Source organism: Nitratireductor rhodophyticola, assembly GCF_019891355.1.
GTDB classification, from domain to species: Bacteria; Pseudomonadota; Alphaproteobacteria; order Rhizobiales; family Rhizobiaceae; genus Nitratireductor; species Nitratireductor rhodophyticola.
Map to the genome: position 1 here is coordinate 98,258 of NZ_JAHSSF010000006.1, position 22,827 is coordinate 121,084.

The 22,827-nt window shown below is 62.4% G+C and carries 22 protein-coding genes; 13 read left to right on the top strand and 9 right to left on the bottom strand.

Annotated elements, in window-relative coordinates:
- Positions 1–291: 291 nt before the first annotated feature.
- The 3 genes from repC to repA all read right to left on the bottom strand — a co-directional run bounded on the left by repC (position 292) and on the right by repA (position 4,069).
- A complete protein-coding gene (gene repC, locus KUG85_RS20320) occupies positions 292–1,608 on the bottom strand; it encodes a plasmid replication protein RepC (RefSeq protein WP_223006667.1) in 1,317 nt (438 codons plus the stop codon).
- A gap of 190 nt (positions 1,609–1,798) precedes the next feature.
- A complete protein-coding gene (repB, locus tag KUG85_RS20325; protein ID WP_223006668.1) occupies positions 1,799–2,794 on the bottom strand; it encodes a plasmid partitioning protein RepB in 996 nt (331 codons plus the stop codon).
- Between the two features lie 78 nt (positions 2,795–2,872).
- A complete protein-coding gene (repA, locus tag KUG85_RS20330; RefSeq protein ID WP_223006669.1) occupies positions 2,873–4,069 on the bottom strand; it encodes a plasmid partitioning protein RepA in 1,197 nt (398 codons plus the stop codon).
- Positions 4,070–4,584: 515 nt separating this feature from the next.
- Here repA and trbB point away from each other — a divergent pair.
- The 12 genes from trbB to KUG85_RS20390 all read left to right on the top strand — a co-directional run bounded on the left by trbB (position 4,585) and on the right by KUG85_RS20390 (position 14,851).
- The gene (gene trbB, locus KUG85_RS20335) at positions 4,585–5,556 is read left to right on the top strand and encodes a P-type conjugative transfer ATPase TrbB (RefSeq protein WP_223006670.1); all 972 of its coding nucleotides are present in this window, start codon (positions 4,585–4,587) and stop codon (positions 5,554–5,556) included.
- The gene (locus tag KUG85_RS20340) at positions 5,546–5,923 is read left to right on the top strand and encodes a TrbC/VirB2 family protein (protein ID WP_009452544.1); all 378 of its coding nucleotides are present in this window, start codon (positions 5,546–5,548) and stop codon (positions 5,921–5,923) included. Before trbB ends, KUG85_RS20340 begins: the two co-directional genes overlap by 11 nt.
- Positions 5,916–6,215 (top strand): conjugal transfer protein TrbD, encoded by a 300-nt coding sequence (locus tag KUG85_RS20345; protein ID WP_009452543.1) that lies wholly within the window; start codon positions 5,916–5,918, stop codon positions 6,213–6,215. The genes KUG85_RS20340 and KUG85_RS20345 overlap by 8 nt, the downstream gene beginning before the upstream one ends.
- Positions 6,216–6,220: 5 nt before the next feature.
- Positions 6,221–8,668, top strand: coding sequence for a conjugal transfer protein TrbE (locus KUG85_RS20350; protein ID WP_223006671.1), 2,448 nt, complete (start codon positions 6,221–6,223; stop codon positions 8,666–8,668).
- Positions 8,640–9,440 carry a P-type conjugative transfer protein TrbJ gene (trbJ, locus tag KUG85_RS20355; RefSeq protein WP_223006672.1) on the top strand — a complete coding sequence of 267 codons (801 nt, stop codon included), beginning with the start codon at positions 8,640–8,642 and terminating at the stop codon, positions 9,438–9,440. Before KUG85_RS20350 ends, trbJ begins: the two co-directional genes overlap by 29 nt.
- Positions 9,437–9,646: an entry exclusion protein TrbK gene (gene trbK, locus KUG85_RS20360; RefSeq protein ID WP_223006673.1), complete on the top strand. Its 210-nt coding sequence runs from the start codon at positions 9,437–9,439 to the stop codon at positions 9,644–9,646. The genes trbJ and trbK overlap by 4 nt, the downstream gene beginning before the upstream one ends.
- Positions 9,627–10,793, top strand: coding sequence for a P-type conjugative transfer protein TrbL (gene trbL / locus KUG85_RS20365; RefSeq protein WP_223006674.1), 1,167 nt, complete (start codon positions 9,627–9,629; stop codon positions 10,791–10,793). The genes trbK and trbL overlap by 20 nt, the downstream gene beginning before the upstream one ends.
- Positions 10,794–10,795: 2 nt before the next feature.
- Positions 10,796–11,458 (top strand): conjugal transfer protein TrbF, encoded by a 663-nt coding sequence (locus KUG85_RS20370; RefSeq protein WP_119396918.1) that lies wholly within the window; start codon positions 10,796–10,798, stop codon positions 11,456–11,458.
- A gap of 20 nt (positions 11,459–11,478) precedes the next feature.
- Complete coding sequence (gene trbG, locus KUG85_RS20375; RefSeq protein ID WP_223006675.1) at positions 11,479–12,303, top strand: P-type conjugative transfer protein TrbG; 825 nt, start codon at positions 11,479–11,481, stop codon at positions 12,301–12,303.
- A gap of 3 nt (positions 12,304–12,306) precedes the next feature.
- Positions 12,307–12,774, top strand: a complete 468-nt coding sequence (gene trbH / locus KUG85_RS20380; RefSeq protein ID WP_223006676.1) for a conjugal transfer protein TrbH — start codon at positions 12,307–12,309, stop codon at positions 12,772–12,774.
- Positions 12,771–14,066: an IncP-type conjugal transfer protein TrbI gene (trbI, locus tag KUG85_RS20385; RefSeq protein WP_223006677.1), complete on the top strand. Its 1,296-nt coding sequence runs from the start codon at positions 12,771–12,773 to the stop codon at positions 14,064–14,066. The genes trbH and trbI overlap by 4 nt, the downstream gene beginning before the upstream one ends.
- A gap of 80 nt (positions 14,067–14,146) precedes the next feature.
- On the top strand, positions 14,147–14,851 hold the full coding sequence (locus KUG85_RS20390) for an autoinducer binding domain-containing protein (RefSeq protein ID WP_223006678.1): 705 nt from the start codon (positions 14,147–14,149) through the stop codon (positions 14,849–14,851).
- Between the two features lie 15 nt (positions 14,852–14,866).
- Here KUG85_RS20390 and KUG85_RS20395 read toward each other — a convergent pair whose 3' ends face one another.
- The 3 genes from KUG85_RS20395 to KUG85_RS20405 all read right to left on the bottom strand — a co-directional run bounded on the left by KUG85_RS20395 (position 14,867) and on the right by KUG85_RS20405 (position 16,987).
- A complete protein-coding gene (locus tag KUG85_RS20395; RefSeq protein ID WP_223006679.1) occupies positions 14,867–15,199 on the bottom strand; it encodes a transcriptional repressor TraM in 333 nt (110 codons plus the stop codon).
- A gap of 295 nt (positions 15,200–15,494) precedes the next feature.
- On the bottom strand, positions 15,495–16,154 hold the full coding sequence (locus KUG85_RS20400) for an acyl-homoserine-lactone synthase (protein WP_223006680.1): 660 nt from the start codon (positions 16,152–16,154) through the stop codon (positions 15,495–15,497).
- An 83-nt stretch (positions 16,155–16,237) separates the two neighbouring features.
- The gene (locus tag KUG85_RS20405) at positions 16,238–16,987 is read right to left on the bottom strand and encodes a LuxR family transcriptional regulator (RefSeq protein WP_223006681.1); all 750 of its coding nucleotides are present in this window, start codon (positions 16,985–16,987) and stop codon (positions 16,238–16,240) included.
- 164 nt (positions 16,988–17,151) lie between these two features.
- Here KUG85_RS20405 and KUG85_RS20410 point away from each other — a divergent pair, with 164 nt between their 5' ends.
- Positions 17,152–17,379 (top strand): hypothetical protein, encoded by a 228-nt coding sequence (locus tag KUG85_RS20410; protein ID WP_223006682.1) that lies wholly within the window; start codon positions 17,152–17,154, stop codon positions 17,377–17,379.
- Positions 17,380–17,750: 371 nt separating this feature from the next.
- On the opposite strand, the gene KUG85_RS20415 is transcribed toward KUG85_RS20410, so the two are convergent.
- Genes KUG85_RS20415 through traA form a run of 3 tightly spaced genes read right to left on the bottom strand, consistent with a single transcriptional unit; the run spans position 17,751 to position 22,742 of the window.
- Positions 17,751–18,986, bottom strand: a complete 1,236-nt coding sequence (locus KUG85_RS20415) for a conjugal transfer protein TraB (protein ID WP_223006683.1) — start codon at positions 18,984–18,986, stop codon at positions 17,751–17,753.
- Positions 18,907–19,440: a conjugative transfer signal peptidase TraF gene (gene traF, locus KUG85_RS20420; RefSeq protein ID WP_223006684.1), complete on the bottom strand. Its 534-nt coding sequence runs from the start codon at positions 19,438–19,440 to the stop codon at positions 18,907–18,909. The genes KUG85_RS20415 and traF overlap by 80 nt, the downstream gene beginning before the upstream one ends.
- Positions 19,437–22,742 carry a Ti-type conjugative transfer relaxase TraA gene (gene traA / locus KUG85_RS20425; RefSeq protein WP_223006685.1) on the bottom strand — a complete coding sequence of 1,102 codons (3,306 nt, stop codon included), beginning with the start codon at positions 22,740–22,742 and terminating at the stop codon, positions 19,437–19,439. The genes traF and traA overlap by 4 nt, the downstream gene beginning before the upstream one ends.
- Positions 22,743–22,827 lie beyond the last annotated feature (85 nt).

Consider the following 22,827-nt stretch of genomic DNA (forward strand, 5'->3'; position numbering starts at 1 on the left):
AACCCGGAGAGCGCTGCAATGGAAACGATGACTGTCAACAGCCGGGACGACTTCGCGCAATGGGCGATCGCGCGGGCCTGATCGATCCTAGAGGACCAAGGTTCGGAACTCGCTACAGCGGTCCGGAACGAAGGCGAACGACGGATCGGTGAAACCGCAAACGCTCTTGGCCAAGCGATCGTCGACGCACTGCTCGAGGCATTCGACGAGCTTGTCGACGGCGACTGAGCACAATGTTTCCGCCAAAAGGTGGCCGGGGGAAACGAGGCAGTTCGGCTCATCGAGGTACCCTCACCGTCTCGGGCGTTCCAGCGATCGCAGCAGCGCGTCCGAGACTTCCAAACGCTCGCCCGCCTTGTTCCCGTCGCTTTGCGGCTCTGGAGCCTTCGCGGCGGAAGACCTGCTGGCGTCCAGCTTGGCGCGCAAAAGCGCCATAACCATCGGCCATGTGGAGAATTTGCCCTCCCTTGCCTTGTCCGTCAGGCTGCGCAGATAACCGCCGGCGCTGTTGATCTGGTCGGAGCGCTGCAGGATCGCCGCGAGCGTAATCGCAGCCTGCACCTCCCCCATTGCCTCGCCCGCTTCTCGCCAGGCGCTGGGGCTGACCCCAAGCAGTGGCCGGGCCACCTCCGCGGCCGCCAGAAAGTCCCGCCAGTGGCGAATCTCACCCCCTGGCACCAAATCTTTCACGTCCGGGCAGGCATCAAGCACGATCCCCAAGGGCAATTCCCGCTTCGGCAAGCTCCGCAGGTTGTCGTTCTCCGCGGCGCTGCCGCCCGCTTCATCTTCTTTTCGAGAGCCTTCTTCAGATTCAGATATGGAGTCTGGGTTTGAATTCTGTATGTGGCGGCCAGAATGGGACTCATTGGCGTCCGGATTCTGTGTTTTTGCAAATGATTCCAACACCTCGAGGATCTCCGTGTAGAGACCGTGGAGATCGCAGCAGATGTCCTCGATGAGTTGCCTAGGGGCAGATCGCGGCAGGCGGCCGACAATAGCCTGGTAGGTCTGCTGTACCCTGCCCCAATTGCCCGGAACGTTCTCCTCGATGCCGGTCTCGATGAGCTTGACGATGTCGCGGCGCAGTAGCGTCAGGCGTTCCTTGGCAAGCCGAAATGCATTCTTTTCGGCTCGAACCGCGTCCGCCAGTTCCTCGAATTCCTCTGCACGGGCGACGATCGGGGCCAGATCGAACCCGTAGGCCTGTTCGACCTGCCCGCCCCTGCCCTTGCGGGCGAAGCGTTTGCCGTTCGGACTATCGCGACGAATGATCAGTCCGCAGTCGACCAGGACAGCCAGGTGCCGCCGCAGCGTTGTCGCCGGCATGCCGTTTGCACGAGCCATGAGTTGCTCGTTCGACGGCCAGACAATCAGTTCACCGTCGCCCGAGAGCTCCGTTTCTGGATGGAACGAGAGCAGGGCATTGAGAATGGCCAGCGAGCGGTCCGTGGCGCCGATCAGGTCGCGCGCTTCCCGGATCGTGTGGAACACCTTCCATTTCTGGACCTGCGCACCTTCCGGCACGGTCTTTGCCGCAGCCTGGCTTGCCATCATGCCAAGCGACATCGTTCGCCGCCCAAAGGGCGTCGTTGGGGTATGCGTCTGCATTTTTCTTCACCTATCGCTAGGCAATAGAAAACTGCTCGCCGAATCGGCGCTCACGACTCAGAAGAGCCTTGACTGTGATTCTCGGAAGTGCGATTCTCTAGTCACCACAACAAGAGAGGGCTTCCGGAAGCGATTTCGGTGGCCTTTTTCTTTGCCAAATTTCCTTCTGGCCGGAGTTCCGGCCGTTGATTCAGTCGCTGCCCTCCTCTCCGTTTTCCTGAAATTCCTGATAGAGGCGCTCTAGTCTCCTCGAGAGATAGGCGCCAAACTGCGAGGCGTCCTTGGCTTTCAAAGCTAAGGTGAAAGCCTTTCCGTTGTCCTTGGTTGAAACCTTCACGGCGTCGTTGGATAGGCTCCAGGCCCTTTCCGTGGGTGGTTGTTTCTTAGGCTTCCTTGCGCCCGAGACCTTGAGCTTTTCAAGCAAGAAGCCAAACCGATCGGCCTCCTCAAGGGCGGTGAACGCGTCCGATTGAACCAGTTCCAGAGCCTGGGCAGATTTCGCGGGCACCTGTACGATCTTCTTGAGTTCTTCCCAGCGATCACGTCCGATACCCTTGGCGGCGCCAAGAGCTTCGAGAACAGGAGCAGGGACCGTTTCGGCTACCGAGAGCATTCTGGACAGCAAGGTATCATCTATGGTGAGAGCGCTCTTAATTGTGCCTTTGTCGATCCCGGACTCTTGGAGCCGTCTTGCGTAGAGCGATTTTTCAATAAAACTGAGGTCGTCTCTGGCAGAGTTCTCCTGGCCCTGCGCAATCACGTGGGCAATCTCTTCGAGAGGCTTGATTACCGCCTTGACCTTCTGGCCAAGTTTTTTGGCGACGCGCACCCTGCGATGTCCAAACACAATGATATGACGGTTGCTTTCTTTGGGATGCGGCCGAACCAGCACGGGCTGATGTTGGCCCGCTTCCTTGATGGCTTCGAGGAGTTCCTGATCCTTGCCTGGATCCTCACCAATTCGGTCCTGATAAGGGGAGGGATCCAGTGTTTCAGGGTCCAGTGAAACGACCACGTCACCTTCTAGGACCCGCATCGAATTCTCTGCTAGGTCATCCAGCGACTGCATCATTGAACGCGATGCACCACGACGCGCGTATTCGACGCGCGACTCCCCCTTCTCGGCGGTTTCCGCTGACTTTGCTGGCTGCACGCCAATATTCGCGAGAAGATGCTTCCTAGCCATTCGTCATACCCGAAATCAAAGATATCTTGTTGAACTGCCTCTGTTTTTTGGCGATTTGCACGGCTGTCAAATTCCCGGTCATTTTCGACCCCAAGCCTTGTGAACAAGAGCGGTTATTTCGCTATTCACAGCGTTCAGCGACTCGACCGCCCGGTCATAGGTCGCCCGCACAAACTGAGTGCGCTCGACTTCGTAGACTGTCTGCTTCGTGATACCGGCATCGGAGATGGCTGTAGACTTCACCATTTGATTGTTCAGCATTCTCTTGCTGAACATAGCCTGCATGAAGCCAACCATTTGCGACTGGGGCCCATCCGTCGCCTCGTATCTCGTCGCAAGAAATCGGAACCAGTCGAGATTGACCTTGGCTCCGGCACCTTTGATGGATTGCAGGATACCGCCAAGCATCAGCAGGAATTGACTCATGCTCATGATGTCGAGCATCTGGGGATGCACGGTGATGAGCACTGCAGTGGAGGCGGTTAAGGCGGTCAGCGTCAAATAGCCGAGCTGCGGGGGGCAATCGATCACGACCACATCATACTGGTCGTCGACCTCCTTCAGGGCTTTCGAGATGCGCGTAAAGAACAGGCGGCCCTCATGCGAGTTGGCGGCTGCCAACGGCGTTTCGTACTCGTACTCCTGGAGTTCCAAATTCGCGGGAACGATATCCAATCCCGGGAAGTTTGTGGGCTGGATTATGTCCTTGATCGAGCGCTGCTGATCGTCATAGCGCAGTGCTTCGAACAAGGAAGGATTTTTGTCGAGCTCAGGCTGAATACCGTGAAGTGCCGTCAGCGACGCTTGTGGATCAAGGTCAATGGCGAGGACCCTGTGTCCCGTAAGCGCAAGATACTGAGCGAGATGGGCAGTGGTTGTTGTCTTGCCCGAACCACCCTTGAAGTTGACAACAGAGATCACCTGCAGGTGCTCGCCCTCGCGACGGCACGGCACATAGTTTTTCACGTCGCTTCGGCCGTGTTTGTCAAGATACTGGCGAAGCTCCAGCATTTGCTCTGCCGTGTAAGAGCGTCTGCCCGAGGATGACACCGTCGGAACAGGACCCTTTCCGTCGAGGTGAAGCTTCTTGATGTGGTTTTGTGTTACACCGATAAAATCAGCCACTTCGGCAAGCGAGAACAATCGCAGTCCCTTTTGCGCGTCAGGCGGATACTGCTCCAGACGCAGCATGTTCAACCGGTCAGAGATCAACTCACCCTGCTGGATGATCTCTTCGTCGAAATCCAACTCTTGTTGCTCTATGACCGGCACCACCGAGCTCTCTCCTTGAAATAACGCTTTTTCCAAAACAACGCACGGGAAAGCGTTATTACTATGGGCGATTCTGGTTCGGGTGCAAGCGGTTTTTGGTTAATGAAACCCTAATACGAGTCGCGCCGAGAGAGCGTCACATTTCGGCTCTGAGCCATTTCTTGTCGTTTTTTCTGTCACTTACGCCGCACCCTCCGCGCATTTGGCCCAAGATTTTATACTGGCAGTTTTGACGGGGGAGACAGCGATGGCACCGGCTGAGCCTCGTCACTGATCCGAAATTGGCGGAACTCTGCCGATTCTGAACCCGACTCAGCAAAAGTGAGTCGCATCAACGCCCCTGCCAAGAAGGTATCCAGGGCAAATCAGGGAACCACCCCGGCACTTCTGCCGGGGTGATCAATTCTGGTCCTTCGGGCAAGAACTGCATCTCGCACAGGAGTAGTGGCGGTGGATGCAATGTCGGCAATGAATGGCCGTAGCGAAAGTGACCTGACAATCTCGGGAAGGAGCGAGCCATGAGTTCGACTCCTTCCCATTCGCGGCTCGTGCGCAAACTGACGGACGCACTCGGAGAGGCAATCTGCCAGGCGCTCGACGATCCGCTGGTCGTCGAGATCATGCTCAATCCGGACGGCCGGCTGTTCGTTGAACGGCTGGGGCAGGGGATCGAGTCCATTGGTGAGCTCGCGCCCGGCGCCGCCGAAATCATTATCGGCAGCGTGGCCCATGCGTTGCAGACCGAAGTGGATGCGAGCCAGCCGATCATCTCGGGCGAACTCCCCATCGGAGGGCACCGCTTCGAGGGACTGCTGCCACCGATCGTCGCTGCGCCCACATTCACCATTCGAAGGCGGGCATCCCGGCTCATCCCGCTGGAGGAATATGTGGGCGCCGGGATCATGACCCACCGTCAAGCTACGGTGCTACGAAGCGCCGTTGCCTCGCGCATGAACATCGTGATCAGCGGCGGCACTGGGTCGGGCAAGACGACTTTGGCCAACGCCGTGATTGCGGAGATCGTCTCCCTGTCGCCCGATGACCGTCTGGTCATCCTGGAGGACACCGCGGAGATCCAGTGTGCCGCCGAGAACGCGGTTGCCCTTCATACCAGCGACACAGTGGACATGGCCCGGCTGTTGAAGAGCACGATGCGACTGAGGCCGGATCGGATCATCGTCGGCGAAGTCCGCGACGGTGCCGCGCTCACCCTGCTCAAGGCATGGAATACCGGCCATCCGGGTGGCGTGACGACCATTCACGCCGACAGCGCCGTCTCCGCGCTTCGCCGCCTCGAGCAATTGACCGCGGAGGTCAGCCAGCAGCCGATGCGCGAGGTCATCGGCGAAGCCGTCGACCTTGTCGTCTCGATCGAACGTGCCGGCCACGGGCGGCGGGTGCGTGATGTCATGCGTGTCACGGCCTTCGACGGCGCGCGCTACGCAACCGATCACCATCCCCAGATCGACGAGGAAAGTCATGCCGCATAACACCCGCGCTCTGGCCGCCGTCCCGGTCGCGGCAACGCTCTTGCTTGTCGCGCTTGCCACGCCAGCGCTCGCCTCAAGTGGCGGCGGTCTGCCCTGGGAAGGGCCGCTTCAACAGATACAGCAGTCCATCACCGGTCCGGTTGCGGGCTTCATCGCGCTGGCCGCCGTTGCGGTCGCAGGCGGCATGCTCATCTTTGGCGGAGAGCTCAACGATTTCGCGCGCCGGCTGATGTATGTCGTGTTGGTCGCCGGCATCCTCCTCGGCGCCACGCAGATCGTTGGCCTATTCGGCGCGAGCGGCGCCTCGATCGGCTATCCGGCCGACGAGGCGCCGCCGGCCGGGGCAGGGGAGGGGAGCGATGGCTGAGCCAGGCGTTGCTCTCACACGATCCCGCATCCATCGGGCGCTTTCGCGCCCGAACCATTTGATGGGGGCCGATCGGGAGCTGGTGTTGCTGACCGGTCTTGCCGCGGTGATCCTGATCTTCGTGGTCCTGACGTGGTTTTCCGTGCTGCTCGGGATCGCTATCTGGACCGCCGTGTTGGCTGCGCTTCGCATGATGGCCAAAGCCGATCCGATGATGCGGCAGGTCTATCTGCGCCATATTCGCTACCGCGCGGGCTACCGTCCGACCGCCTCACCATGGCGGAGGCCCTGACTGGAATGGTCGCGCTTCGTCAGTTCCGCAACACCCGGCCGTCCTTCTCCGACCTTCTGCCCTATGCGGGCCTGGTCGACGACGGCGTGATCCTGCTCAAGGATGGGTCGGTGATGGCCGGCTGGTATTTTGCCGGCCCGGACTCGGAAAGCTCGACCAATCTCGAGCGCAATGAGGTGTCGAGGCAGATCAACACGATTCTGTCCCGGTTCGGCTCGGGCTGGATGATCCAGGTCGAGGCGGTGCGCATCCCCACCGTCGCCTATCCCGCACGCGAGGACTGTCATTTCCCTGAGCCTGTGACACGCGCGATCGACAACGAACGCCGGGCGCATTTCGAGGCCGAAAGCGGGCATTACGAGAGCCAGCACGCGATCATTCTCACTTACCGGCCGCCCGAACGACGGCGGTCGGGCCTCGCACGCTATGTCTATTCTGACAGTGACAGCCGCTCGGAGACCTACGCCGATGTGGTCCTGGAGACCTTCCGCACGTCTATCCGCGAGTTCGAGCAGTATCTGGCCAATGTGCTTTCGATCCGGCGCATGGTGACGCGCACGGTCGCCGACCCTGAGACCGGCCGCGAGATCCAGTACGATGAACTCTTCCAGTTCATCCGGTTCTGCATCGTGGGAGAGAGCCATCCGGTTCGACTGCCGGCGATCCCGATGTATCTCGACTGGCTGGCCACGGCCGAGTTCCACCATGGCCTCTCGCCGGTGGTCGACGGGCGGTATCTGGCCGTCGTCGCGATCGACGGGCTTCCGGCCGAGAGCTGGCCGGGCATTCTCAATTCGCTCGACCTGATGCCGCTCACTTACCGGTGGTCGAGCCGCTTCATTTTCCTCGACGACCAGGAAGCGCGTGCAAAGCTCGAACGCACCCGCAAGAAATGGCAGCAGAAGGTGCGGCCGTTCTTCGACCAGCTTTTCCAGACCCAGAGCCGCGCGGTCGACCAGGACGCCATGACGATGGTCGCCGAGGCCGAGGACGCCATTGCCGAGGCCTCTTCCCAGCTCGTCGCCTTTGGCTATTACACACCGGTGATCGTCCTCTTCGATACCGACGACGCGCGGTTGCGCGACCAGGCCGAGGCGGTGCGCCGGCTTGTCCAGGCCGAAGGGTTCGGCGCGCGCATCGAGACACTCAATGCGACCGAAGCCTATCTCGGCAGCCTGCCGGGCATCACCTATGCCAATGTCCGCGAACCGCTCGTCAACACGCGCAATCTGGCGGACCTCATTCCTCTCAACTCGGTCTGGTCAGGCAGCACGACCGCGCCGTGCCCGTTCTATCCGACCGGATCCCCACCCTTGATGCAGGTCGCTTCGGGCTCGACGCCCTTCCGGCTGAACCTTCATGTCGACGATGTAGGGCATACGCTCGTGTTCGGTCCGACCGGTTCGGGCAAGTCGACATTGCTCGCGCTGATTGCGGCCCAGTTTCGCCGCTACGAGAACGCGCAGATCTTCGCCTTCGACAAGGGCCGGTCCCTGCGCCCGCTCACGATCGCCGCGGAGGGCGATCATTATGAGGTCGGGGCAGGGGAGGGGACTTCCCTGTCGTTCTGCCCGCTGGCCGAGTTGTCGACCGAGGGAGATCGGGCCTGGGCAAGCGAATGGATCGAGACGCTGATCGCTATGCAAGGTGTTGCGATCACACCAGATCATCGCAACGCGATCTCGCGGCAGGTCGGCCTCATGGCGTCGGCGCGCGGCCGCTCGCTCTCGGATTTCGTGAGCGGGGTGCAGATGCGCGAAATCAAGGACGCGCTCCACCATTACACGGTCGACGGGCCGATGGGGCAACTTCTCGACGCCGAGGAAGACGGGCTGGCGCTCGGCGCGTTCCAGACCTTTGAAATCGAGGAGCTGATGAACATGGGCGAGCGCAATCTCGTGCCCGTGCTCCTCTATCTCTTCCGCAGGATCGAAAAACGCCTGACGGGCGCGCCCAGTCTCATCGTTCTCGACGAAGCCTGGCTGATGCTCGGCCATCCCACCTTCAGGGATAAGATCAGGGAGTGGCTGAAGGTCCTGCGGAAAGCGAACTGCGCCGTTCTGCTTGCCACACAGTCGATCTCGGACGCGGAACGCTCGGGCATCATCGACGCGCTCAAGGAAAGCTGCCCGACCAAGATCTGTCTGCCGAACGGCGCCGCGCGCGAACCGGGCACGCGCGACTTCTATGAGCGCATCGGCTTTAACGAGCGCCAGATCGAGATCGTCGCGACCGCGACGCCGAAGCGCGAATACTACGTCGCAAGCCCCGAGGGCAGACGGCTATTCGACATGGCGCTTGGCCCGGTCGCGCTCGCCTTCGCAGGCGCCTCGGGCAAGGAAGACCTCAAACGCATCGATCAGTTGCACAAGGATTATGGTCCGGACTGGCCGGCTGCGTGGCTTATGGAAAGGGGGATCAGCAATGCCGAAGCCATTCTTACACGCGATTAGGATCACGGCCGCCTCGGTGATGAGCGCGTGCCTGGTTCTCCCAGGCTCGGCTCATGCCGGTGCGGTCACCGGGAACGCAACCGAATGGACGCAGCTGCTCAACAACGCCGAGCTGGTGGGGCTCACAGGCCAGTCGGCCGAGCAGATCCAGAACCAGATGACGCAGATCACGCAACTTTCCGAGCAAATCCAGAACCAGATCCGCATCTACGAGAACATGCTGCAGAACACGTTGCAGCTGCCCGATCACATCTGGGGGCAGGTCGAAAGCGACCTCATGCAACTCCAGAGCCTCGTCAACCAGGGCGAGGGCATCGCCTTTGCGATGGGCAATATCGACGACGTTCTCAAGCAACGCTTCGAGAGCTTCGCCGAGTTCGAGACGGGGCTCGCGAACGGCGAGGATTTTTCCTCGAGCTATCAGTCATGGTCGGACACCAACCGCGAGACGATTTCGGCGACGCTGCGGGCGGCCGGGCTGACGGCCGATCAGTTCGCCAGTGAAGAGGCGACGATGAGCCAACTTCGCTCGATGTCGCAGAGCTCCGTCGGACAGATGCAGGCGCTTCAGGTCGGCCATCAGATTGCCGCGCAACAGGTGGCGCAGACGCAGAAACTGCGCGGCCTCGTCTCCCAGCAGATCACGATGATGGCGACCTGGCATCAATCCGAGCAGGCCGCAAAGGATCTCGCGCAGACACGTCGAGAGGACTTCTTCAACTCGAACGCGCCGTCGACATCGGGCGGCCAGGTCATGGAGCCGCGCTGGTGACGAGAACACTTATCATCGTGGCGGCGGCCACTGTCATTGTCGGAATCGCTGTTGCGATCTGGGTCGTCCCGAACCTTGGCGGGGAACCGGACCGGGCACGCAGAGTCCTCGACACACCGACTGAGTATGACACCACCGCCGGGCAGGAGATGCGGCCGCGCTGGGGCAACGGAGAGGGGCAGGGCGATGAGGCCCCCGACAACTAAGCTCGCCATTGCCGCCAGCCTCGGCGTCCTGTTTTTTCTCCAGCCCGCCCTCGCACAGGATGGCTCGCTTCTCACGACGCTGGAAAACGAGGTCGCGGACGCCGCGCAGGGCTGGGAGACGACCGTCATGCAGGCGGCGCGCTCGCTGTTCTGGATCCTTGCCGGCATCGAAGTTGGCATTGCGGCTGTCTGGCTGGCGCTCGGCGCCGCGTCGCTCGACACGTGGTTCGCCGAGTTGGTGCGGCGCATCATGTTCATAGGCCTGTTCGTCTTCATCCTCGAGCAGGGGCCGGACTTCGCACGCGCAATGGTCGACAGCCTCTTCCAGATCGGCGCAGGGGGCGGCTCGGCATCGCCAGCGAACGTCTTCAACGCCGGCCTGCAGGTCGCGAGCCAGATGTCGGAGAAGGCGCAGTTCGGGCTGTTCGAGGACAACGCGCTGGCGATCGCGGCGGTGTTCGCCATGGTGATCGTCGTCATTGCCTTCAGCCTGGTGGCCGCGATCTTCGTGGCCGTGATGGCCGAGATGTATGTCGGGCTGCTCGCCGGGATGATCATGCTGGGTCTCGGCGGCTCGAGCTTCACCAAGGACTTCGCCGTCCGGTATCTCGTCTATGCGTTCTCGGTCGGCATGAAGCTGATGGCGCTGGTGATGATCGCGCGCATCGGTTCTGAAGTCCTCATCAATCTCGCCAACTCCCCCTCGGGCGCCGACGAGTTTCTCTCCACGCTGGCGATCGGCGGCATTTCCGTCGTGGTGTTCGTCATCGCCATGTACGTACCCAACATCGTCCAGGGTGTCGTGCAGGGGGTATCGGTGACCGGCGGCATGGAGACGATCCGCCACGGCGGCCAGGCCGCAACCATGGCCGCCGGCAGCGCCGCGCTGGCCTGGGGCGGCGCGAGGGCAGGGGCCTCGGCCTATTCCGATGCACGGGCCGCTGGCAGCTCGTTCGGAGCCGCGGCGCTCACAGGCATGACCAGCGGCGCGACGGCAGCCGGCTCCGCGCTCGCCTCGGCCGGGCGGGACAAGGCGATCGGCGTTCCCGGCACCTGGGGGGCATCGACGCTCGGCCTTGCCAATTCCAAGCTCGATCAGAGCCAGGGCCGCCCCACCACCAGAAAATCAGCAGACGACAAGGCGTGACCATGGCCGCAAAGAGCCCACCGGAAAATCCCTACCTTGCCGCACGCCAGGAATGGAACGAGCGCTACGGCTCGTATGTGAAAGCGGCCGCGTCCTGGCGCATCGTCGGCGTGACGGGGATGCTGATGGCGGTGATTGGCTTCTCCTATGCGCTTTATCAGAGCACGCAGGTGCAGCTGGTGCCCTACATCGTGGAAGTCGATCGGCTCGGCACGGCGGTGAGCGCCGGCTTCCCGCAACAGATCGAATATGCCGACCCTCGCGTCGTGCGTGCCACGCTTGGCAGCTTCGTAAGCAATTTCCGTTCGGTCACGCCCGATGCCGTGGTCCAGAAGCAATATATCGACCGCACCTATGCGCACTTGCGCACCGCCGATCCGGCGACCGAGAAGGTCAACGCCTGGTTTCGGGGCAACTCTCCGTTCGACCGCGCCCGCACGATGACGGTGGCCATCGAGGTCACGAACATCGTGCCGCTTTCCAACCAGAGCTACCAGGTCGACTGGACGGAATATGAGCGCGACCGGCAGGGCAGGGAACAGGACGTAAAGCGGTTTCGGGGCGTCGCCACGGTCACCCTGACGCCGCCCCAGGACGAGGCAGTCATCCGCCTCAACCCGATCGGCCTTTACCTCAGAGATTTCGACTGGACGGCGCAATTGTGAGTGCCCGGAGGACTCTTTTCATGAACTTACCCAGACTCCGGAGCGCAGCATTCTGCACCGGGCTTGTTTTCTCGACAATTGCAGTGCCGGCCCTGGCACAGCCCCTGAGTGTCAACGAACAGCGTGGCACGAGCCTCTCCAGCCAGTGGCAGCAAGGGCAGGGGGTCGTGACGCGCGGCCCCGACGGTAAGGTCATCTTCCTCTTCGGCCAGGTTCAGCCATCGGTGGTCTGCTCGCCGCTGCAGGTGTGCGACATCGAACTCCAGCCGGGCGAAATCGTGCGCGACGTGCTGCTCGGCGACACTGTGCGCTGGAAGGTCGAACCGGCGACGTCGGGCGCGCCGGGCAGCCAGGCAGTGCATCTGATCGTCAAACCATCGGAACCCGGCCTCGTCACCTCGATGGTGGTGACGACCTCGCGGCGCACCTACCACATCCAGCTCAAGTCCCATCAGACGAATTACATGGCGCGGGTGGGTTTCGAATATCCCGAAGACGTCAATGCCCGCTTTGCCGAGATTGCCACGCGCATGGAGGCGAGCATCGTGCCCGGCGCAGGCGTGCCGGCCGAGCAACTCAATTTCTCGTTTCGTGTGAGCGGAACGGCGCGGTGGCGGCCGACCCGCATCTACAGCGACGGCCAGAAAACCTACATCCAGTTCCCCTCGTCGCTGTCAGGCCAGGATGCGCCGGTGCTGTTCGTGATTTCCGGCGGCGAGAACCGGATCGTCAACTACCGCATGAACGGCACCATGATGGTGGTCGACTACTACGTCGACAGCGCGATCCTGGTCTCGGGCGTCGGACGCTCCCAGGAGAAAGTCACGATCAGGCGGGGAGGGTAGGAGATGCACAAGTCTATTCTCCAACCTCGCCTGGTGGTTTTCGTCCTGTTCGCGGCCCTGTTGGCCGGGTGCCAGACCCTGGGCGGGGCGGGTCTAGTCACGAGTTCTGCGACCGCAGAGCTCACTCCGGAGGCGGCGTCCTCGATCGCAGGGGACATGGTCGGGCGATTTGCCGAGCAGGTTGGTCCAGGCACGACGACGATCCAGCTTGAGCCGGACGGCTCCATATTCGGCGAGGCGCTCGAGTCATCGCTGAAGGGTTGGGGCTATGCCGTCGCCACGGACCAGACGACAGAGGGCACGGCTACCGTTCCCCTCGCCTACGTCGTCGACGCATTCGAGGGTAGCATCCTGGTCCGGTTGTCGACCCGAACACTCGACCTCACGCGCATGTACCAGATGGGCGGAGAGGGGGCGACGCCGATCTCTCCACTTTCGGTCATGCAGCGCGCGGCAAGAGAACCGTCATGACCGAGAGTCTCAAGCTCGGTGGCTCCGATCTGACTGGCGGGCCGCGAATCCGGCGCCTCAATCGCCTGCCGATCGTCGTAGCGATCATGCTGGTGGTGCTCTTTCTGGCCGCGATTTTCTATGGCCTGTCCTCGCGCGGCATTCGCCTGGGCGATGACGATGCAGCGTTCACACCTGGCTCCCGCCCGGCCTCGACGCATGCCGACCAGCTCAAGGAGGGTGTCCCGGACGGCATCATCGGCGAACCGGCGCAACCGCAACCGATTCCGATTGAGCCGGCGGAGCCAGAGGAAAACCCGTTCATGCCGGAGCCACCGGATGCGTCCACGGCCGAACAGCAACGGGCGGCTCTGGAGCCCGAAGAGATATGGCGAGCCAGACTTGAGCGAGAGCAAGAAGAACAGCTCATGCGCGAGCTCCACCGTCAGCGCATGGCGCGCTATCAAGCCAATGACGCGGCGTTCGATTCCCCGATCGCCGTTTCGCTGGGCGGCTTTTCGGCTGACGCCAACGACGGCAGAGCCACGGTGCCTGGCCAATCGCAATCGTCGACAACGCGGCCGCAGAGCGCGCTTGACCTATACGCCGCGGCCATGGAGGCGGGGCTTGGTGGCGCCAGGGACGCGAACGGGCAAGCGGCCAAGGAGCGCTTCTTCAATCAGGACATCCGGGACCTTGGTTACCTTCCCAATCCCGTCGTCGGCCAGATTTCGCCCTATGAGCTCAAGCGCGGGTCGGTCATCCCGGCCACGCTGATTACGGGCATCAATTCCGATCTTCCCGGCCGCATCACCGCCCAGGTCTCGCAGAATGTCTATGACAGCGCGACGGGCCGGCACCTCCTCATCCCGCAAGGATCGAAACTCTTCGGCCGCTACGATTCCGAGGTCACATTCGGGCAGGACGGCGTGCTTGTGATCTGGACCGACCTCATCTTTCCGAACGGATCGACGCTGCAAATCGGCGGCATGGCGGGGACCGATTCAGCTGGCTATGGCGGATTCCGGGACCAGGTGGACAACCACTATTTGCGCACGTTCGGCTCGGCGATCCTCGTCGCTCTTATCGGCGCCGGGACCGAAATGATGCTGCCGCAGGATCGCAACAGCTTCGGCACGGCCAACAGTGCCGAGGACGCCGCCAGGCGCTCCTTCGCCGAAACCTTCGGGCAGATCTCCGAGCAGACGGTCTCGCGCAACCTCAACGTCCAGCCGACACTGGAGATCCGCCCGGGTTACCGGTTCAACGTCCTGGTCGACCAGGACATCGTCTTCCCCGGGTCCTATCGGTAGCGATGACCCATTTCGTTTTCAACGCTCCGTGCAGAAGGGTCGCCTTCTGTCGCGGGGCTTGCCATTGGACCCGCCCACCCTTGAACTCCAATCTGCTCAATCTCATCGACAGGCTTTCGCTGCCGCTTGACGAGCGTGCAGCCCGCCGTTCGTTGCGAGACTTCGCGGACGATACCGGGTTCGACTTCTTCGCCTATCTCTACCTCCGCGGTCCGGAGAGCTTCGCGGTCTCGAACTATCCGCGCGCGTGGCAGGAGCTTTATGTGGAACGGGAGTTCATCCGGGTCGATCCCGTGGTGACCAAGGCAAAGCACGGACCGCCGCTGTTCTCATGGTCGGCCGATGAGGCGAGGCGCAACGGGCGGCGGGACGTGATCAAGTTCTTCGTTGAGGCCGACCGGTTCGGTATCAGGTCCGGAATCTCGATCTCGATTCCCGTGGGATTCAGGGACCGCATGGTGTTCACTCTTGCGAGCGGGAGGCCTGTGTCCAAACTGACTGAGGACATCGATCCAGTCACCGCGGCGGTTTCGGTCGCCTTTGTGCACTCCCGGTTGGGAGCGGCGAGCGGCGATGCGTCGCTTGCCTCCGCCATTCGCTTGTCGCCGCGCGAGGCCGAGTGCCTGAGGTGGTTCGCTGAGGGAATGTCAATGCAGGACATCGCGCTCATGCTGGACATCTCGTATCGCTCGGTGCGGTCTTATATCGACGAGGCGACAAATAAGCTCGGGGCCGCAAACAACCGGCAGGCAGGCACGATTGCCACACGAATCGGACTGATCTAACCCCGACAACGCCAGCTAATTGAGCACCGGGCGTTGTCCATCGACCTCGGGCACGAAACCGAGATGTTCAACCACCAGGCTCACGACCTGATGTTGCGCATGGAGGTTGAGCATCGCGATCCGGTAGTCATGCCTCAGCTGCGCCAGATGCTCATCTGTTGAACCGGCAGCTACGAGCCTATCTAGCTCCTCGAACAGCTCATGGGCATTCTGCAGACGGTTCCTGTTCTCCCGAATAACCGCGATGGCCACCTGCTTCAGCTCGTGCTCCGTCAAGCCGGTGAGGAGAGCCTGAATGGATCTCGCCGCCCGGCCAGGTCCGATGTCGACGTCTAGTTTTGTCCGCATGCAATCCCTGCGGCTTGGTTGGCGGTACGCCCCCGCTAACAAAGAAAGATCATGACCCCAAGCCGGGGGGTAGAAACCGTTTTCCGACGGCCCTGAGACCTTTAGCACCGAGGCGCCTGGACATGCGTCCCAGGCCCCCGGCCATTGGCCAGAGGATCTCCGGTGCTGATCCGGTCAACACCAACCGCGGAAAAGGGGTTTCTACGCCCCGAGGCAGCGCGTACCGCCTCGGGGCACTTATAGGACATGGTTGTCGCGTCGACCAGAGAACCATGTGACAAAAGCGATGGGTCAATCAGGCGTGGCGGGGGTGGGGAATCCGCCGCGGCTCAACAGTCGCCAGCACAGGTGTGAGAAGCCTGCCAGTTTCCCCCAGGCGCTCGCGCATGGCTTCCGACATATCGAATATACCGGCATAGGTCATCGTCCTACCGATTCGGGCCGGGGTCCCGATGACCTCGAAGGTGCAACCGATCGTGCGAAAGATTCGCGCCATTCGCGCATCGAAGACCGACACGACGTGCTCGATGCCGGCGCGCTGGCAGACCTCGACGATGCCGCACAGAAGCTCGATCGTCGTGCGGTTAACGACATGGTTGGCCTCCGCGCGTTCGCATGCGTTGAATGCGGCAGGGTTTACCGCGAACCGGGAGCTTTCCCAGATGAGGGGACTCGCTGGGGCGCCGCCCGGCACAAGAACCGGGAAGACGTCGCGCAACATGTTTGGCCCGGTAGTCGGCAGTAACCGCACCGCTCCCTGGAGCGCTCCGGTCTGGTTGTCGAGCGACAGAAGGTATAGGGGATCTTCGGCGTCGAAGCGGTCAATCTCCCTGCCATCGGTCACGATGACATCCCACTCGAGCCGGTCGGCGAAGACCGCTGCCCGCATCCGGAACATCTCATCAATCAGGGTGGAGTGACGCTCGCGCTCCGCGCCTTCGACGATGGTGATCATGGTGTTGCTCCTAGCGTTTGTTGAAAACGCTGAAGCAACTAAACCCCGGGAGAAGGACCCTAAATCCGGTGTATCTGCCGGATTTACGGTATTTGGCTGAGCAGATTAGCCTTGCCGGCTTTGTTCACCGCATGGGTGTTGTTGGCAGCTCCGAGCTTATGTCTGGCGCTCTCGAGGTAGCAGCGCACCGTGTGCTCCGACAAACCCAGGATGATGGCGGTTTCCCACGCCGTCTTCCCCTCGGCGACCCACGACAAACATTCCCGCTCGCGCGGAGAAAGGCTGGCGGTCTCCATTCTCTGGCCCTCCAGCCGCAGGATGGCCTGATGCATATGGAGGGCCAGCATTTGGAAGTCGCGCATGTAGTAGAGGCGTAAGTGTCTCCAGTCCCGATCGCTGGCGTCGCTCGTGATCGAGACCAAGGCCCTGTCACCATGCTGGCCGTGGACGGGAAGAGAGATGCCGCGGCGGCCGAGCCCGAACTCAGCGGCCTCTCCGAACAGACGCCGCACGTTCTTGTCTCTCCGATCGAAGGTATCCCAGTCGATCGGCAGCATGCGTCGCATGCCGATCTGCACAGCAGGATCAACATCGACGAAGCGCTGGGCCTTGTAGTGATCGACCCAGTCGTCCGAATAGGTCACCGCGAGGTATGGACCTTGCCCAGGCTGCGCCGAGAGCCCAGAGCCCAGATAGGCGACGGACTTCAGCCCATAAATCTCGAGTAGCCTGCACAAGAGCGCGGGAATCCGAGTCGCTTCTGCAATCTCCTCTAGGTTTGCGAGCAGTTCGAACAGTTCTGGATCATCGTCATGTCGATCGCGCCGTCTCATGCTCAATGCTCCTCCTGCAGTGCTGTAGTGCGTACGACCGCTGATCGCCGGTCAAGGAAGACTGGACCAAGCGACATTCCCGCCCGGTGAGGGTCGAGGATTCTATGCCGGCCCCAAGGCAACTTCTGAGGCACAGCCGAGAGGAACCCAAGAAAGGAGCCGCAATGCTCAACCATCGAATCCTCCTCGTAACCGCCGCAGCGGCGACAATCACGCCGCCACCCACCGTTCGGGCGCCCGAACCGCTCACGTTCTGGGCTGCTGGCCGCGCCTCCATCGTGCTCGCCCAGGCCGTGGCGAACGGTACGCTCGAAGCGATCGACCCGTCGGTCGCATTTAAGACCTGGCCTACGCCCGACGAAATGGCGCCGGGATCAGCTCCGGCTCAATGAAGGCGACCATTGTCCCGAGCTATGTGGCCGCAAATCTCCACCTGAGGCCCTGTTTTTGCTGCGTGAGTTCGAAGGGCTAAAAGATGACTTGTTTGTTCATCTTTTAGATGCACAACGGCTGCGGAAAATCAAGGAGTATGCGTGATCAGATCCGAGCCTTCGCAAGTGCTCTTCATGATCGGCTTGTACTTTCCATTTCGGCTTGGTTCGCGCCATCTAATTTCGCGAGAAGACATCGCCGCAGGTAGCGTGGTCCCCTGATGCGAACCGTACAGCCCGAAAAAACAGAAATTGGCAGTTCCTCGAGGCTGAGGCAATAGTTGCATAGCGACACGGGGTGCGGATAGCTCAGCGCCCATTGTCTGCTCCTCTCAGATGTTGAACGCCATGATAAGTGGAAGATCGAAGAGCCGCGCCCAGGCAATGGTTGCTGACTTCTGAATAGCGACGATGCTTGTGCCGTCTGTCCACCAGCCGTTTCCCGTCGCCACAATGATGTCGGGTGCGTAGAGTGCCGATTGCAGGACGGGCCAGACAATCAGCTGCTCATAACATATCAGCGGCACCAACCGCACACCGCCGGCTTCGACGATCGGATTGGCGAAGAAGTGCGCCCGCCCGCCGCCGGACTCGCCAATCAGCGTTAGCCAGGGCTGCCACATTGAGATTGGCACCGGCATTCTCTCTCGGTAGAGGATGCGCGCTCCCTCGCCCGAGATTTCGACCATGACATTGTCATAGCCCTGCCCGTCAACCAGGATCGCTCCGGCATTGACGGTGACGTCGACTCCTTTGAGCTCACGGACCCAAAGGCGTTCAACGGTCGGCGTCCACACACCGGCGGCACCCTCGGGCAATACCACGATCTTGTTGCCCTGGGCCGCTGCTGCCTTTACCGCGGCGATCGTCTCGCGATGCTGGAACAACCCGGCATATATGCCGCGTTCACCCCCGAATTTCGTATCGACACCGATCCAGCCCTGGGGCAGGCTGGGCTCCGTCCAGGTTGCGGCGGACCAGGCAAACGCTCCTCCCAAGACGAGCGTTGCGATCGGCCAGAACCTCGTCGTCATGGCAAGGAGGCCGATCGCTGCCGCCGCAAGGCCCCACCATCCCCAGCCTGGGAACACGATGCCGGCGGCCGTTATCGGATGCGCCCAACCCACGATGCCGAAGGGGGGCACGCTCATGAGGACCGCTGCCACGGCATATCGTACAGTCCGTCCCCTTCCCGGCCGCGATGTCCACAGCACAGCATGCACGGCGACGAAGGCGAGCGATGCGCCGAGCCAGAGCGCGAGAGCTTCGGCGATCCCGCTGCCAAAATAATTGACAACACCCTGTGGCAGACCGCGTGACGCGGCAAGGAAATATCCCGCCGACACAATAGCGGCCGCGATCCGCGAGGGCGAGTTCGCCCACAGGGCGGGGAACCCAAAGGCGAGCGGGAGGGTGAGGGGGTTACCGCTCCATCCGATTGCTCCGGCGGCAATGGCAAGCACCGTGAGACTAACAGTCTTCACAACGTCACCGGTGAATGGTGAGGACGGGATGGGCCAGGCCGAGGACACCGGCGGCCGGGAGCGGCCCGAAATATCTCGAGTCATAGGAACCTGCGAAATCAGAATGAAGGAAAACGTGACCGGGCGGCACGACCCCGCCGGCGAAGGGAATGAGCGCCCTGCCCTCGCCGTCAGCAGCGCGCAGCTCCGATCCTGCGAGCGGCACGCCGTCGACGGAAACGGAACCGGCGATCTCAACGCGCTGTCCCTGCGTCGCGGCGACGGTCTTGATCAGCGGGCTCAGCCATCCCGAACAGAGCCCCGACCGCAGATATCCCCGCTGCCGCGCGAGCCGGAACGCGGACGTTGGCGGCGGACAGATCATGACGAGATCGCCGAGGGCAATCTCACGATCGAGCGGCACAATCCGCCAGATCCCGAGCGGGTAGCTCGGCGTGAGGTTGATGCGCAGGCCACCCAAATAGCCGAGGGCGAACAGGCCGATCACGACAGCGGCGCCGATCCAGATAACTGTGAGCGCACGACGCCTGCGGGTCATTTGAGCACCTGGGACTGACGCTGGCTCTGACGCAGCGCCTCGGTCTCCTTGAGCGCCTGGACAGTGCGCTCGTGGGCAGCGAGCTGCTGCGCTGTGCGCATGATCGGCCAGGCCGTAGCGAGCTTTTCGCGTTCGGCCGCGGGCATGCCGAGGGCTTGCTTTCTGAACACGGCACCTTCGGTGTCGCGCGCGCCATTGGAGAGCAATGTGCGTTCCCCAAACCGCTCGGACACGGCCTTGTTGAAGCCGTCGATTTCGGCTTTGGCCATGCGGTCGGCCAGCGCGAACCCGAGTGCTGCCGAAAGATCATTGCGGTCGATTGCGTCGCGGACCTTTTCGAGCACGGCGCGAGCAGAATGCGAAAGCGCGGGAATATCGATCGAGACGCGATGGCGCAGCGCGGTTTCATCGGCCTCGAGCCTGCGCGTGGCCGCTTCGCGCAAACGCAGGTAGCGTTCGATCTCGCGCCCGAGGGCCGGGACGTTCGCTTCGGCCTCGTGCCGCGCCTCTCGTTCCGCACGGCTTGCCAGAATCCTATCATGGCCGCGCAACGCGCCGATGGAGGCGGGTTCACGGGCAAGCTGCCCGAGCCGCTCCGAAGCAACTGCAGGGTCGGCGAGGACGGCATCGAAGTCCATGACGCGGAACGCCGCCTCAGGATCGGCGAAGACCAGGCGGAACCGGTCAGAAACCTCCTCCCACTGTCTGGCAACCTCCTTTTCCGCGTGGACCCTCTCGGCCGCGACGTCGGCAATGGATTTGGCGAATGTGGTGACGCCCTTGACCATCGGCTCGGCCTCCTTCTTCGATTGGACGGCGGACAGGGTGGTGTCGACCAGGCCGATGCGGGCGCCGACGGCGCGAAGCTTGCGGCCGAGATCGGCAAGGCGCCGCTTCTGGCGCAGCGTCCATTCCAGCCGGTCGCGGGCGAGTGTGCGTGCGACCCGCATGAGATGAAGTCCGCGGCTGTTGGCGAAGCTGAGCGCCTGCCGGTAGAAGCGTCCGGCGGCATAATCGAGAGTGGTTTCCTTGGCGTTGCGCCGCGACAGAAGCGTGTCGAGACCGCCCGCGATCTGGAACGACCGCTCGCCATAGAAGAGCTGAAGGTCTTCCCTGTGCCGGGTCATCGCGACATAGGTCAGATGCCGGTCCAGCGAGAGCGAGGCGAGCACTTTCACGCGATCGACGGTCGCGCCCTGGCTTTTGTGGATCGTGGTGGCGTAGCCGAGATCGAGATTGCGGTAGAAGCGCTCCTCGACCTCGACCCGGCGCTTGTCTTCCCCTTCACCGGTCTCGGCGACGATCCTGCCGGGGCCGGCTTCGACCACCCTGCCGATCATGCCGTTCTTGACGCCGAGCGCGCCCTCGTTCCTGAGAAACACGATCTGGTCGCCAGCGTCGAAATGCCGTGTCCCCTCTTCCGTCTGAAACGCATGACCCACGCCGACAATGCCGCGCTCGACCAGCTTTTCGCGCGCGAGCCGGTTGAGTTCACGCACGTCGCGACGCAGATGGGCCAGGATGATTGTGGTCTTCTCGGCATCGTATTCGCGGTTCCAGGATGCAATCAGGCTCTCGACCGCCTGGGCCTTCAGCTTCTCCCCGATCACCTTGCCGCAGCCCCGATAGGCCGAGAGCGCGGCCGTCACATTGCCGCGCGCCAGATCGAGCGAGGCGGTGCGCATCCAGGCGTCTTTCTGGCGGTAGATCGTCTCGAGCTCGGCATAGCCGGTGCGCTCGACGATGGCGCGGAAGGCAGCCCCCGCCTCGATCGGCTGGAGCTGCTCGGCATCGCCGACAAGCACCAGCTTGGCGCCGGCCTTCGAGACCGCCTCGACGAATGTCGCCATCTGTTTCGACGCGACCATGCCGGCCTCGTCCATAACGAAGATCGTCTTGTCGTCGAGGCGGTTGCGCCCCTCGTTCCAGCGCAACTCCCAGGACGCCAGGGTGCGGGACGGGATTCCTGCTTCCGTCTCGAGGCCCTCGGCAGCCTTGCCGGCCAGCGCGCCCCCGACCACCGTGTAGCCTGCCGCCTCCCATGCCTCGCGCACCGCGCGCATCATCGTCGTCTTGCCGGCGCCGGCGCGGCCGACAACGGTGGCAATCCGCGCGCCGGAGGTCACGTGCTCGATGGCCGTGCGCTGCTCGTTCGAAAGACGGTCGTGACGCGCGAACACGTCGGCAACGATCTTCTCCCGGACCTCGAACCCCTTCGCCTTCACGAGCGCGGATGCCCGGGACACCATCTCCGCTTCGAGGCGGATCAGCTCGCGCGTGGTGAGCCTGTCCGGCAAGCGCGCGCCGGTCGCAAAGTCGACCGTCCCGGATTCGAGACGAAGGCAATCCGGGCTTTGAAGAATCCGCGCCAGGAGCTGCTGGAAGGCGCCGGGATCGTCGACATATCGATGCAGCACCTTGGCGATGTCGCGCTCATCGAACACGCTCTTTTCGCGAGAGACGAGATCAAGCGCGATCTCCGGCCGGGCCTGAATGCGCTCGGCGTTCACCGCGCGCGCAGCCGCATGCGCTGTGAGACGTTCGAGCCTGGTGTCCCTGCCCTCGCGCATCGCCTTGCGCTCGATCGCCTTTGCGCCCGGGCCGATATGGGTCGTAGGCACGAGGTCGATGCCGCGCTCCGCATAGGATCGTCCGTCGACGCGGATCTCGAAGCCGCCGAATGCGAGGTGCTGGTTCTGGAGATCGAGCCAGCGTTGCCGCTGCTCGAGGAACTCGGCCTTCTCGCCCGCCCAGAGCCGATACTGGATCTTTCCGTTCTTCGTGCGGATCGCCTGGCCGTCAGCACCGATTACGGCGACCTTCTTTGCCCCGAAGCCGCTCTGGGTCAGCGGGCGCAGCGTCGTCATCAGATGGACATGCGGATTGCCGGGATCGTCGTGATAGACCCAGTCGGCAACCTGCCCGCGGCCGAGCACCTGCTCATGGACGAACTGGCGCGCCAGCGCGACGTTCTGCGCCTTCGACAGTTCCACCGGCAGGGCGATGATGAATTCCTTGGCGAACTGCGCGTCGGCACGTTTTTCGAAGGCCTCGACCTTGTTCCAGAACGCTTCCGCGGCGCCCGCGACCGAGCGGTCGGCGATCATTTCGCGGGCCCATTTCGGCGCATCGGCCGGAAGCAGGAACTCTTCATGGGCGAGATTGCGCTTGCCCGAATAGTCGACCGTCCTGGCCTCGGCCGCATGGTCCATCTTCGCGCAGTGGCGGTAGGCTGCCGACAGAACGGCACTGCGCCCGTCAGCGCGTCCGATGATCTGGGGCGTGAAATGCGTGATGGCCACGATGAAACCGATCCCGGCGGTTGAACGACAACGTTCCTCAGGCCACGCCTCTTCCCGGTCGGATCCGAGCGCGGAACGTCGCGTC

What these genes read in the sequence shown, in the direction of transcription:
- KUG85_RS20370 (WP_119396918.1), top strand. Translation starts at nt 10,796, where the DNA reads ATGGCCGCAAAGAGCCCACCGGAAAATCCCTACCTTGCCGCACGCCAG.
- trbG (WP_223006675.1), top strand. Translation starts at nt 11,479, where the DNA reads ATGAACTTACCCAGACTCCGGAGCGCAGCATTCTGCACCGGGCTTGTT.
- trbI (WP_223006677.1), top strand. Translation starts at nt 12,771, where the DNA reads ATGACCGAGAGTCTCAAGCTCGGTGGCTCCGATCTGACTGGCGGGCCG.
- KUG85_RS20395 (WP_223006679.1), bottom strand. Translation starts at nt 15,199, where the DNA reads ATGCGGACAAAACTAGACGTCGACATCGGACCTGGCCGGGCGGCGAGA.
- KUG85_RS20340 (WP_009452544.1), top strand. Translation starts at nt 5,546, where the DNA reads ATGCCGCATAACACCCGCGCTCTGGCCGCCGTCCCGGTCGCGGCAACG.
- KUG85_RS20410 (WP_223006682.1), top strand. Translation starts at nt 17,152, where the DNA reads ATGCTCAACCATCGAATCCTCCTCGTAACCGCCGCAGCGGCGACAATC.
- repB (WP_223006668.1), bottom strand. Translation starts at nt 2,794, where the DNA reads ATGGCTAGGAAGCATCTTCTCGCGAATATTGGCGTGCAGCCAGCAAAG.
- trbH (WP_223006676.1), top strand. Translation starts at nt 12,307, where the DNA reads ATGCACAAGTCTATTCTCCAACCTCGCCTGGTGGTTTTCGTCCTGTTC.
- KUG85_RS20405 (WP_223006681.1), bottom strand. Translation starts at nt 16,987, where the DNA reads ATGAGACGGCGCGATCGACATGACGATGATCCAGAACTGTTCGAACTG.
- KUG85_RS20400 (WP_223006680.1), bottom strand. Translation starts at nt 16,154, where the DNA reads ATGATCACCATCGTCGAAGGCGCGGAGCGCGAGCGTCACTCCACCCTG.
- trbB (WP_223006670.1), top strand. Translation starts at nt 4,585, where the DNA reads ATGAGTTCGACTCCTTCCCATTCGCGGCTCGTGCGCAAACTGACGGAC.
- KUG85_RS20345 (WP_009452543.1), top strand. Translation starts at nt 5,916, where the DNA reads ATGGCTGAGCCAGGCGTTGCTCTCACACGATCCCGCATCCATCGGGCG.
- trbL (WP_223006674.1), top strand. Translation starts at nt 9,627, where the DNA reads ATGAGGCCCCCGACAACTAAGCTCGCCATTGCCGCCAGCCTCGGCGTC.
- traF (WP_223006684.1), bottom strand. Translation starts at nt 19,440, where the DNA reads ATGACCCGCAGGCGTCGTGCGCTCACAGTTATCTGGATCGGCGCCGCT.
- KUG85_RS20415 (WP_223006683.1), bottom strand. Translation starts at nt 18,986, where the DNA reads ATGACTCGAGATATTTCGGGCCGCTCCCGGCCGCCGGTGTCCTCGGCC.
- repC (WP_223006667.1), bottom strand. Translation starts at nt 1,608, where the DNA reads ATGCAGACGCATACCCCAACGACGCCCTTTGGGCGGCGAACGATGTCG.
- KUG85_RS20350 (WP_223006671.1), top strand. Translation starts at nt 6,221, where the DNA reads ATGGTCGCGCTTCGTCAGTTCCGCAACACCCGGCCGTCCTTCTCCGAC.
- trbJ (WP_223006672.1), top strand. Translation starts at nt 8,640, where the DNA reads ATGCCGAAGCCATTCTTACACGCGATTAGGATCACGGCCGCCTCGGTG.